Consider the following 12550-nt stretch of genomic DNA (forward strand, 5'->3'; position numbering starts at 1 on the left):
TTTGACGGGTTTCCGCCGTTACCATGGATCACGTATGATTGTACGTTGACTTAAGAGCCGTAATTTTTTTGTTTATTTTTACGGAATAAGGGTGGTAACGCGAGCGATAACTCGTCCCTACTATAGGGACGAGTTTTTTTGTTATTCAAATATAAAAAAGGAGAGAGTTTTAATGAAAAAGTTAGACACATTATTTATTGGCCTTATGTTATTTTCAATGTTTTTTGGGGCTGGAAACCTGATTTTCCCTCCAGTTCTAGGTTCTCAGTCGGGCACAACCTTTTGGTTTGCTATGGCCGGTTTTATCCTAACAGCTGTTGGGCTGCCATTTGCTGTCCTCTTTGCCGTATCACTAGTTAAGGATGGCGCAACAACAATTGGAAATCGAGTGCATCCAGTATTTAGCACTGTTTTCATGGTTGCTGTCTATCTATCAATCGGGCCATTTCTTGCAATTCCGAGAAACGCTAATGTTGCTTACGAAATGGGCGTGAAACCATTTTTACAAGAATCGTGGAACAGTTCAGTTGTACTACTTCTATTTTCAGTCGTGTTTTTCGCGCTAGTTTATGTAGTTAGCTTAAACCCTGCTAAAATGGAAAAATATATGGGGCGTTTTATCACACCAGTACTGCTACTATCAATGGTTATCTTATGTACAATTGGCTTTATGAAATTGGATGCACCACTCGGTACGCCAACTGCTGATTATCAAGATGGCGCATTCTCTAAAGGATTTATTGAAGGTTATAATACAATGGACGCCTTAGCTGCGTTAGCATTCGGGATTGTCATTCTTAGCGCAATTAAGAAAAAAGGGATTACTGACAGAAAACAATTAACTAGCTTTACATTAAAGGCTGGAGTCATTGCTGGGGGATTATTATCTCTTGTCTATGTAAGCATTGGTTTAATCGGAGGAAAAATGACAGATGCTTCTTCCTTTGAAGCGGGAACAGACATTTTAACAGCTGCTTCTACCCTATTATTAGGTTCTGGCGGAGTAGCTTTACTAGGCCTGATCTTTACTTTAGCATGTTTCACAACTTGTGTAGGATTAACAACAGCTTGCGGGCAATACTTTTCCAAAGTAATTCCTTCTGCCAGCTATAAAACACTCGTCTTAGCCGTAACAATTGTAGGGTTTACACTCTCAAACCTTGGTTTAAATCAAATTCTTAAATTCTCAGTGCCATTCCTTGTAACAGCATACCCATTAACAATTGTGTTAGTGACTTTGACATTCTTCAATCGTTTCTTTAAAAATTCAAGAAAAGTATACGGCAGCACGGTGTTATTTACAGGGGTATTTGCATTAATGGGTGGATTAAAAACCTTTGGTCTAGACTTAGGACCTCTAGAATCAGTCAGAGCAATCCTTCCATTCTCCTCGGCTGGATTAGAATGGGTCGTACCGGCCATTGCTGGGGCAGTTATTGGTATTTTATTGAGCGGGTTTGATAGAAAAGTAGAAACGTCAAAAACTGCAGATGTTAAAGGGTATTAGGATTTTATGTGTGATTTATATTTTTATGGTTCAGAAGATTTTGAAGTATAGAAATGGACAAATATAAAAGGCGAACGCAGATTATCATTGTTCGCCTTTTTACCATTTTCCCTTAAAAGTGACTTTAGGACAGGTTCTTTGTGTCAAAAGTTATTGAAGTTTAACCTTACTATTTATTAATTGTTTAATAGGTGTTACGGATATTCCTAAAAGAATAAGCAGTACTCCTCCCCATTGAAGAAAAGATACATATTCTTTTAATATAATAATGGAAGCAATAATGGCAGTAGGAAGCTCGGCACCGCCTAGAATAGTAGCCAATCCAGATCCTGTTTTCGGAGAACCAATAGCAAAAAAACTAATTGGAATAACTACTCCTAATAAGCCTAATAAAACACCATATTTCCATAATCCCTCTGTCATTGAACCATTATATAAAAATGAAGGTGAAAAAGAGATCATTAATATGATAACTGCTCCAGTTGTCATTAATGCTCCCCGATTTAGAAAGGGAACATCAGCTTCGATTCTTCCGCTGCTAAAAATAAATAAGGAAAATGTAATGGCTGACAATAATCCAAAAATAATCCCCTTCATATCGAGCGCCGAAAAACTGTTACCTATCATCCCACTAGCCATAATAGTACCAATTAATAGAATCACAACAGACAAAATTTTCTCTTTGCTTGGCAGTCGTTTATCAACCAGGCTTTCTATTAATATACCAATCCATGTAAATTGGAATAATAGTACAATTGCTATAGAAGCCGGAATTGTCATAAGGGATATTCCATAAAACATACCAGTAAAGCTTGATGAAGTTCCTGCAAGGATTAAAATTAGGGATTTTTTGAATGAAATACGTTTTCTAGAAAAAATTAGGCTTAACATCAGCAGCATTAACCAGCCAAAAAAATATTGACTGGTAATAACTTCCCCAACCGTAAAGCCATCCTGATAAGCAAGTTTTATAATAGATGCAATCACTCCATAGCTGCATGCCCCAAGAAAAACAAGAAGTGAATATTTATATGTTTTAAGCACGTATACCTCTCCTTAAGTTGTAAAAATAACGAATACCCACCTAAAAAAAGGTGGGCAATTAAAATGATATCTATTTTTTCAAATATTCGATAAAACGTTCAAGAAATCTTTCGTGATCTACATCTACACAAATGTTTACATTTGGTTCTTTTTTCAATAAATTTCTAAAGTCACAGATTGTCTGTCCATAGCTTAAATCACTTTTTGTCTCTACGTCAACATAATATTTTTCTGTCTTTACAAGACTTTTGTCTAATGCCACAGCAACGGCTAGTGGATCATGTAAAGCACAAGCATTGACGCCATATAGGTCTAAAGAAAATTCCCTGTACACGCCTGTACTATTTTTGACAAACTCATAATATTTGGTACCCTTTAATCCATTAATATGTTCTTCAGAAAGCATCACTTGTCGAGTCACATCTAAACTAACTAAAGTAATGTCCATGCCTGAATGGAAGACAATTTTCGCTGACTCTGGATCCCCATAAATATTAAACTCAGAAGTCGGCAACGTATTTCCTCTACCGGAAGATTGAACGATTCCCCCCATAATCACAACATCTTTAACCCATTCGGCCAATCTAGGTTCTTTACGAAGGGCTAGAGCGAGGTTTGTCAATGGAGCAACCATAATGAGAGTGAGTTCTCCCTTATATTTTTCTGCTTGTTCGATAATGAAATCAGCAGCAAAAATATTATTTTCTTGGATGACTGTATCGATATGATCAAGCGCACCACCGATCCCATCTTCTCCATGAACTCTAAATTCATGAAAAGGTTCTCTTAGAAGAGGACGAGAAGCACCTTTATATACATTAATCTTGTTTTCGATGCCGAGTAATTTCAACATTCTATTCGTATTAATATTTACTTGATCAAGTGGAACATTTCCGCAAACCGTTGTAATTCCTAAAATATCTAACTGTTCGCTCTGTGTCGCATACAAAATGGCAAGTGCGTCATCTACTCCAGTATCCACATCGATAATTACCTTTTTCACATCGATCACTCCTTATTTCACATGTACACAAAAGACTTTTATTCACCTTAAATTATTTACATAGACTTAGAAATAAATTCCTGCAATAGCTCCACTCATTAAATTTGCCAATGAAGCGGCAATTAACGCACGAAAGGCTAATTTCTGAATAACATCTTTTTTATTTGGAGCCATGGTTGATAATGCTCCTACTAATATTCCAATAGAGCCTAAGTTTGCAAATCCGCATAATGTAAACGTGATAACGGCTTGGGCTTTTTGTGAAAATTCAGCTGTTTCCCCAGCGAATGAAGCAAAGGCAACAAATTCATTAAATACTAATTTTTGCCCAATTAAGTTCCCTGCCATTACTGCTTCGCTCCAAGGAATTCCAATAATAAAAGCAAGCGGTGCAAATAAATAACCAAAGATCATTTCTAAAGATAGACCTTCAAATCCGAACAGTCCTCCGATTCCGCCAAGGACACCATTTGTGAATGCAACTAATCCAAGAATAGCCATTAGCATAACGGCAACACCAAACGCTATTTTGGCACCATCAAATGCACCATCCGTAATGACTTCTAAAATATTTCTTTTCTTCGGATTTTCACCATCGTTTGCTAATTTCTTCAAGTCAATCTCCGTGTTCTCTTCTGTTTCCGGCATTAATATTTTAGCCATGACAAGCCCTGCTGGAGCGGACATGAAACTCGCAGCAATTAAATATTCAATAGATACACCCATAGTAGCTAGTCCAATCATGACAGCTCCAGAAACAGATGCTAATCCTCCAACCATGACAGCAAAAATTTGCGATTTAGTCATATGTGGCAGATAAGGCTTAATAACAAGTGGTGCTTCTGACATCCCAACGAAAATATTAGCTGTAGCTGACATTGACTCAGTCTTGCTAACTTTTAAGAGTCTTGAGATAAACCCGCCGATAATTCGGACAAAAATCTGCATGATTCCTAAGTGATATAAAAGAGAAATTAAAGCTGATAAAAAGATAATTATTGCTAATACTCTAACCGCAAAAATTGAGCCTGCCGGACCAGTCTTATCTGCAAGACTGCCGAATACGAACGCAACACCTACATCTCCATAATGGATAACCTTGTTAACCCCAGCTGAAACTGCTTGTAATGCTTCTTGACCCAATTTTGATTTAAGAACGATATACCCAAAGACGAGCTGTAATAGAAATCCTAAACCAACTGTACGAAAATTAATCGCTTTCCTGTTTGAAGAAACTAGGTAAGCAATAAAAAATATGATTGAGCATCCGATTAGACCCCATAGAATATTCAATTCCTTCACCTCTCAAAAGTTTTTTAATTGTTTAGATTACACTTATTAATCCCAATATGCCTACTCGTTAGTTTTGATAAAATCATTAACTTCAATTTCCGTTGGCATGCCCGTTTGCGCACCGAGCTTTGTTGTAGATAACGCAGCAACTGCATTTCCATATTTACACGCAGCATTCAACGTAAGCCCTTTGCTTAGTGCAACCGCAAATCCGGCGTTGAATGAATCTCCAGCACCAGTAGTGTCTACAACATTTACTTGGAAAGCTGGTATATTTACTTCTTTTTCATCTAGATAGAAACTAACACCTTGGCTCCCTTTTGTAAGGATTACTTTTTCTTTTAAGACTTTTTCATCCATTCCATTTACTAATTCCTTAAACTCATGTTCATTCGGTGTTAGATAATCAATTTTTTCAATAAGATCTGTTGGCAGCTCTTGAATGGGAGCAGGATTTAAAATGACTTTGACCCCATTTTCTTTGGCAATTTCCACTGCTTTTAGTACCCCTTCAAGTGGGATTTCTAGCTGAAGAATGAGAATGTCACTGGCAGCAATCACATCTCTTTTTGATTCAACGAACGCTGCCGTCACATGTTCGTTTGCTGCAGGAACGACAATAATACTATTATCTTGATTGGATACAATGATCGTAGCCGTTCCCGTTGAACCTGTAACCGGTTCCACATTACTTACATCAACACCTTCGTCATTTAGATGTTGAAGAAGCTCTTTCCCAAAAGTATCATTTCCAACGCACCCTATCATGTTGACATTTGCCCCTAATCGGGCTGCTGCCACTGCTTGGTTTGCGCCTTTTCCCCCAGGATTCGTTTGAAATCGATTTCCTAATAGGGTTTCGCCTATTTGGGGAATTTGATCGGTTATCGTCACTAAATCCATATTAATGCTGCCGACAACCGTTATTTTCGGTTCAATGGCCATTCTAATGTTAACCCCCTTAAGTTGATTGCCTTTCAACAAGATGAACATCTAATGTATAGAATGTTTCCTTAATTGGCTGCTTCTCGATTAATTGAACGAGCAATGTAGCTGCTTTTTCTCCTAATTCATAGATCGGCTGGACAATTGTTGTTAATTCAGGCGTTGTAGCAACAGACATCATGATTCCATCAAATCCAACAATCGCAATATCCTCGGGCACTTTTTTCCCAAGCATATGCACAGCTTTAATCGTTCCAATGGCACTTGTATCATTCGCTGCAAATATCCCATCAATTTCAGGATGCAATTGCAAAAGCTTAACGGTTGCCTCTATAGAGGTTTGCATGGCAAAATCTCCATCAATGATGAACGATTCTTTAAACCAAGGCTCATGACTTATAACTTCTAGATATCCTTTACACCGCTCATCTGCAGTAAAAATACCGTGCGGACCCCTAATATGTGCAATCCGATTTCGCCCTATTTCTTTCAAAAAATTTGCAGCAAGTCTTGCGCCTTTTCTATTTTCAACAACGATAGTAGGCAGCCCCTTACTAATTTCCCGGTCAAGGCTGACAACAGGGATATTAAGCATCTCAATCTGCTCAGCACTTAAAGTATTAGATGCAACAATTAAGCCATCTACGTACTTCTGCATCATCATATCCAAATAACTCTGTTCTTTATCCCTATTCTCATCTGAATTGCATAGAATCACCGTATAGCCAAGCTTTATTGCTACGTCTTCAACAGCTCGAGCAAGCTCTGGGAAGAATGGATTCATTATATCCGGGAGCATTAAGCCTAATGTTTTCGATTGTTTCTTAAATAGACTCCTTGCTACTGCATTAGGTTTGTAGTTCAATTCGCTAATTGCCCGCTCGATCTTTTTTCTGGAATCTTCACTTACATAACCTTTATTATTTAATACTCTTGAAACAGTAGCTACGGAAAGACCTGCATGCTTTGCGACATCCTTGATTGATACCATTTTGTCACCTCATTAACCTGTAACCGGTTACACATATTTTATAGTATAATCATTTTATTAGTCAATAAAAATTTTGTCGAAAACCGTATAATGTGTCATACAAAATAAATGAATATGACACATTTATTTACATTCACACTGTTCTTTTTCATCATAAATCCATATTTAGTTATTAATGGCTGGACATTAAAATAGCGAACAGTGACATTCTCTGTTCGCTATTAAACACCCTATTACAATCATTTTGCTATAAAAACCTTACAGATTTTCTGAACGAGAAAGACTTGCAGGTCGCAGACGATCTTTAGATATTGGATGATAGTGAGATCAAATTGATAAGCTCACTAATCTTGAATAATCCGAATGGCGTCCTGATCTAAGCTTTCCACCCCTTGTTTGAAGGCCAGTCTTGTTTTAAATCGATAGGATAAAGTGTCTGTCGATAGTCTGGCATTGTTTGGCAAAAGGAAAGAGAATGGAATTTTGTTTACGGCTTCAGACTGAATAATTTTAGTAGTTAAAATAGAGATAGAATCCACAATTTCTTCTCTTTCATCTGTCCTATTAAAGGTGACCAAATCGCAATCTATCCTTTTGAGTTCTTGTGAGATTGTGCCGCCCTTAATCAAGAAATGACCCTTTACGACTTCACCAGACCTATTTATTTCCACTCCCTTTTCCAATTAAAGTTAGCGATTTATCAAATCCTAAAAGCTTTTGTTTGTTATGAGTAGTGATCATTTTGACACTTGTAGCTAAATCAATATATTGCAGAATAATAGACACCTCTCCTTGTATATGTGTAACGAACAATCAAAAAAAGACGTTATAACCGATTTTCTGGTTATAACGCCTTATACAAAAAGACCTTACCAAAAAATCGGTAAGGTCTCGCAAACAATTTAAAATTGCCAATAAAGCCGAGGAATAAATCCCGTAATGACGACTTTATTGTACTGCTACTCCCCTTAGACGGAAGAATTATTCGTATTAGTTAATCATAGTATAATAGCAATCTTTGAATGAGTCAAATATCCAGCCCAGTTTTTATAGATGAATTCCTTACTTAATAATCGTAGCACCTAGTGTTTTCTCAAAATGAGTAAGCGCCCATTCGTGCCCGTTTGGATTGAAAGACGCAACTGCGTCCTCGTAAATAAAAATTTTGTATCCTTCATTATAGGCACCAATAGCCGTATGGAGTACACAAATATCTGTACATACCCCCACTATATATATATCTGTAATCCCCCTCTCTCTAAGTTTTATAGAGAGATCTGTTCCGGCAAAAGCGGAATATCTTGTTTTATCCATATATTGAACATTCTTTTTGCTCTTATTTTCATCATATACTTCTTTCAAGGCACCATACAAGTCTCTACCTTTTGTACCACGAATATTATGGGGCGGAAACAATTTCGTTTCTGGATGACATGGATCCCCTTTTTCATGGACATCGATGGCAAAAACGACATAATCATCATTTTCAATAAACTCTTTTGTAATTTCTGTAATTCTTTCTTCTAAAGCCTGACCGGGTTTTCCGCATGTTAATGCGCCGTCTTCTGCAACAAAATCATAGGTGTAATCTACATTAATTAATGCCTTTTTCATAGCAATACTCACTCCTATTATTTTGATTACTTTAATTTATCTTTCAATTCAATCTTATCTTTGCCCCTCCTAATATTCAACTAAGGAGTTCTTCGAAATAAAGTTTTTTAGAATTTGATTGAGCCTAAACCCCTTATTACCGATTCTGGAGATACAAATAAGGAAGTCGAAAACATCAACTTCCTTTCATTACATGATCCCCCATGATTATTCAAATAACGGGCTCACAGCTTTTTCATTGTGAATACGGTCGATTGCTTCTACTAGTAATGGCGCAACAGATAATGGTGTAATTTTATCTAGTCGTTTTTTCTCTGACAGGTTAATTGTATTTGTTATGACTAATTCTTTAATCGGTGAAGACTCGATTCGCTCAATAGCTGGGCCCGAAAGAACAGCATGAGTGCAGCAGGCGTATACTGCTTTTGCCCCATTCTCGAATAAAGCATTTGCACCTGTCGTAATAGTTCCAGCTGTATCAATTAAATCATCAACAATTATTGCGTTTTTCCCTTCAATATTGCCGATAATGTGCATGATTTCAGTTTCATCATGCTCCGGACGACGGCGATCAATAAGAGCGAGTGGCACATTAAGCAAATTAGCCATCTTTCTTGCCCTAACAACGCCTCCATTGTGCGGGGCCACAATGACAAGATCCTCCAATGCTTTTTTCTTAAAGTAGTCTGCCAGAATTGGAATCCCGGTTAGATGATCCACTGGTATGTCAAAAAAGCCTTGTACTTGCGGAGAATGAAAGTCGATCGTCAGGACTCTAGCTGCTCCTGCCATTTCCAAAAGATTAGCAATGAGTCTGGCTGTAATCGGCTCCCGAGAACGGGCTTTTCGGTCTTGCCGCGCATAGCTATAGTAAGGCATCACAACATTGATCATTTTAGCGGAAGCTCTTTTTAAGGCATCAATCATAATAAGGAGTTCCATAATATGTTCATTCGTCGGCTCTGAAGCCGATTGAACTAAAAATACCTCACTTCCTCTCACACTTTCTTCAATTTGAATTTGAATCTCGCCATCACTAAATTGTCTACTTGAGCATTTCCCAAGCTCACAACCTAGAAGTTGTGCCATTTCTTCAGCAAGCTCTCGATTTGAGTTTAAGGTAAACATTTTGAAATTATCTTTTAATATGTATGACACCGTTTTTCCTCCAAGGTTTCATTTTTATTAATTTACTTTATATTACATGAAATGGAATGAGCAAGAAAGCATTTACTGCTTTTATTTACTTATGAAACGAGCAATGAACCAACAATTCAACTCTGCTTTTTTCTCTTCATAGCAAACCTATTTTCACCAAAAAACATAGATCATTACAAGTACGCAATAATTTTTTGCGCCAAATACTCTTTTTCGGAGCAAAAAAACCTTGCATACAGATCTATAATAATCCATTGTACATCATATTTCCCTGAGTTAATAGGCTTGGCATACTTCTTGCAATATTGTATGGTAAAGATTGTGAGTCTACTGCTGTAGTAAAAACAAGCTTGAATCCTTATTATTTTTTATTGAAAAATCCTAGGAGGATGTATATCAATGAGCACCTTTAGCAACATCATGATAATTGGGGTATCTGTCCTATTTATCGTCACTCTATTACTAATTCTTACAGTAATCGTTTCATTATTGGTAATCAGAAAGAGGGATAAGTCACAAACTCAACACGCAATCAGACGAAATTTTCCTGTCCTTTCTCGTATTCGGTATCTTTCCGAACATATTGGCCCGGAATTAAGACAGTATTTTTTCGAAGGAGATCATGAAGCTAAGCCTTTTTCACGGCTAGACTTTCAATACATAGTGAAAGCAGGGAAATACGCCAAAAACATCATTGCATTCGGAAGTAAGCGCGATTTTGACAAACCAGGCTTTTATATTCGGAATGCTTTTTTTGCGAAACAACTAACAGATTTAATAGCTGATAATGAAAACTTTATCGCTACACATAAATATATAGAAGATAAAGATACACTATTTGCCCGTCATGAGCATAGAGAGGAGGCTCAAATCAAGCCATGGCTTTATACAGATGCAGATAAGATCGTCATTGGAAAACATTCATGCCGTTATCCTTTTACGATTAAAAGCCCTGTGGCCATGAGCGGAATGAGCTACGGAGCCCTAGGTGACCGAGCAATCAAGGCTCTTTCTTATGGATTGAAAGATGCGGGTGCCTATATGAATACAGGTGAAGGCGGCCTTTCGCCCCACCATCTAAAAGGCGGCGCAGATATTATGGTTCAGATTGGCCCAGCCAAGTTTGGATTTAGAAACCCTGATGGAAGCTTCTCTTATGATTTGCTTCGTGAAAAGGCAAGTCATCCTCAGGTAAAGGCATTTGAAATTAAACTAGGTCAAGGAGCAAAAATTCGCGGCGGGCACATTGAAGGTTCAAAAGTAACACCTGAAATTGCTGAGATCCGCGGAGTAGAGCCATATAAAACCATCGATTCCCCTAATAGATTTGAAGAATTCGATGATATGGACATGATGATGGATTTTATTGATAGAATTCGGGATGAATCCGGTAAGCCTGTCGGAATAAAAATGGTCATCGGCAGTGAAGAAACGTTTGAAGAATTTGCAGCTTATATGGCGATTATGAAGAGATACCCAGATTTCATTACCATTGATGGAGGCGAAGGCGGAACAGGTGCTACCTATCAAGCAATGGCTGATTCTGTCGGGCTTCCGATTAAACCAGCATTAATGATTGCTCAGAGAGTATTGAAAAAATATAACGTTCGAGATAAAGTCACGTTAATTGCCAGCGGGAAGCTGTTCTCCCCTGATCGAATTGCAATTGCACTCTCCCTTGGAGCGGATATCTGTCATATCGCCAGAGGACTAATGATTTCCGTTGGATGTATCGGCGCTCAAAAATGTCAATCCAACGAATGTCCAGTAGGAGTTGCTACTACGAATCCAAAGCTACAAAAAGCTTTAGTCATTGAAGAAAAAAGATATCGCGTAACAAACTATATGACAACACTTCGAGAAGAATTGTTCACGCTCGCAGCAGCTGCTGGTTTGACATCTCCTCGACAATTCAATGAAAAACATGTCGTCTTTGTTGATCAAAACTTTAATGTAAAAACGATAGACAATGTAAAGCAAAAAGATGAGACAAGAGAAGTTGTTTCCATTTCATAAATAAATGAAGAAGCCATACCTAGAGAAAGTCTGTTGCAAGAGATTGTAACAGACTTTTTTCTGATTTTCCCGTTGAAAGGCTTTAAGGCGATTTCTAAACTCCCTTCTGAACCAATTTTTCCCATCAAAAAAACTTTAAAGAGACTTCTTAACGAACCCTTCGCTACTAATTTAACCTGTCTCCATCTAAGCTCTACAAAGACACTTTGGATCTTTTATTGTCCAATAGATATAGGTCAAAACTAATGTAAAAGTCTCGAAATCACCTGTTCCTATGTCTCTTCTATCACTTGAATAGTTCGATTTGTTATGTGAAAATTAATGAAATAGTGAATGCCTTATAAAAGGAGAAAACAAAATGAAACGTGTTGTTCAAAATTTTGTTAAGGGGATTATCACCATTGTCCCGATTATTTTAGTTATTTATGTTGTCTATCAATTATTCATCTTTTTAGATAGTTTATTAGGAAATTATTTAAAGCCTTATTTACAAGAAGGTTATATTCCTGGAATTGGTTTAGTTCTTACCCTAATCCTGATCACAATTTTAGGATGGTTATCAAATAAAGTGTTCACAGGAACGCTAATCCTAATCATTGACAGATTACTAGAAAAAATCCCACTCATTAAAACGCTTTATTCAGTTAGTAAAGATACGATTCAATCATTCCTTGGCGAGAAAAAGTCATTTTCAAAAGTTGCATTGGTAACCATTCCGGGTACAGAAATGAAAACCATCGGATTTATAACTACGGAAGATGTCGAAAGTTTTTATCATCCATTAAAGGACTATGTAGCTGTCTATATCCAACAAACTTTTCAAATTGCTGGACTTACGGTTCTAATTCCGAAAGACAAAGTAGAAATCATTGATGTAACGCCAGAAGACGCGATGAAATTTGTTGTTTCAGGCGGAATGACATCAAAGAAAGAGGAACAAACCACTAGTCGTAGGACTTCATTTGAATAGAAATTTGAA

11 protein-coding genes and 1 other annotated feature (1 of these 12 running past the window's edge) are annotated in these 12550 nt (G+C 37.3%); of the genes, 3 read left to right on the forward strand and 8 right to left on the reverse strand.

The features are described from left to right. Positions 1-122 (forward strand) — a binding site (T-box leader) (it extends 128 nt beyond the left edge of the window). A 50-nt stretch (positions 123-172) separates the two neighbouring features. Further along, positions 173-1507, forward strand: a complete 1335-nt coding sequence (brnQ, locus tag RRV45_RS11925) for a branched-chain amino acid transport system II carrier protein (RefSeq protein WP_315664913.1) — start codon at positions 173-175, stop codon at positions 1505-1507. Positions 1508-1657: 150 nt separating this feature from the next. Here the strand turns inward: brnQ and RRV45_RS11930 are convergent, their stop codons facing one another. The 8 genes from RRV45_RS11930 to RRV45_RS11965 form a co-directional block, all read right to left on the reverse strand. Continuing rightward, on the reverse strand, positions 1658-2551 hold the full coding sequence (locus RRV45_RS11930; protein WP_315664914.1) for an EamA family transporter: 894 nt from the start codon (positions 2549-2551) through the stop codon (positions 1658-1660). Between the two features lie 70 nt (positions 2552-2621). Further along, positions 2622-3554, reverse strand: coding sequence for a nucleoside hydrolase (locus RRV45_RS11935; protein WP_315664915.1), 933 nt, complete (start codon positions 3552-3554; stop codon positions 2622-2624). A 66-nt stretch (positions 3555-3620) separates the two neighbouring features. Continuing rightward, positions 3621-4856 carry a NupC/NupG family nucleoside CNT transporter gene (locus RRV45_RS11940; RefSeq protein WP_410489289.1) on the reverse strand — a complete coding sequence of 412 codons (1236 nt, stop codon included), beginning with the start codon at positions 4854-4856 and terminating at the stop codon, positions 3621-3623. A gap of 51 nt (positions 4857-4907) precedes the next feature. Then, on the reverse strand, positions 4908-5792 hold the full coding sequence (gene rbsK / locus RRV45_RS11945) for a ribokinase (RefSeq protein WP_315664917.1): 885 nt from the start codon (positions 5790-5792) through the stop codon (positions 4908-4910). A 16-nt stretch (positions 5793-5808) separates the two neighbouring features. Then, positions 5809-6783, reverse strand: a complete 975-nt coding sequence (locus RRV45_RS11950) for a LacI family DNA-binding transcriptional regulator (protein ID WP_315664918.1) — start codon at positions 6781-6783, stop codon at positions 5809-5811. 344 nt (positions 6784-7127) lie between these two features. Beyond that, positions 7128-7454 carry a sporulation protein gene (locus RRV45_RS11955; protein WP_315664919.1) on the reverse strand — a complete coding sequence of 109 codons (327 nt, stop codon included), beginning with the start codon at positions 7452-7454 and terminating at the stop codon, positions 7128-7130. Between the two features lie 391 nt (positions 7455-7845). Further along, positions 7846-8397 carry a cysteine hydrolase family protein gene (locus tag RRV45_RS11960; protein WP_315664920.1) on the reverse strand — a complete coding sequence of 184 codons (552 nt, stop codon included), beginning with the start codon at positions 8395-8397 and terminating at the stop codon, positions 7846-7848. Between the two features lie 207 nt (positions 8398-8604). Continuing rightward, complete coding sequence (locus tag RRV45_RS11965; protein WP_315664921.1) at positions 8605-9555, reverse strand: ribose-phosphate diphosphokinase; 951 nt, start codon at positions 9553-9555, stop codon at positions 8605-8607. 399 nt (positions 9556-9954) lie between these two features. Between RRV45_RS11965 and RRV45_RS11970 the strand changes: the two genes are divergently transcribed. Together RRV45_RS11970 and RRV45_RS11975 are read left to right on the forward strand one after the other, a co-directional pair. Next, positions 9955-11571, forward strand: coding sequence for an FMN-binding glutamate synthase family protein (locus tag RRV45_RS11970; RefSeq protein ID WP_315664922.1), 1617 nt, complete (start codon positions 9955-9957; stop codon positions 11569-11571). A gap of 358 nt (positions 11572-11929) precedes the next feature. Next, positions 11930-12541 (forward strand): DUF502 domain-containing protein, encoded by a 612-nt coding sequence (locus RRV45_RS11975; RefSeq protein WP_315664923.1) that lies wholly within the window; start codon positions 11930-11932, stop codon positions 12539-12541. Positions 12542-12550 lie beyond the last annotated feature (9 nt).

The organism is Bacillus sp. DTU_2020_1000418_1_SI_GHA_SEK_038, assembly GCF_032341175.1.
In the GTDB taxonomy this organism is placed as follows: domain Bacteria; phylum Bacillota; class Bacilli; order Bacillales; family Cytobacillaceae; genus Cytobacillus.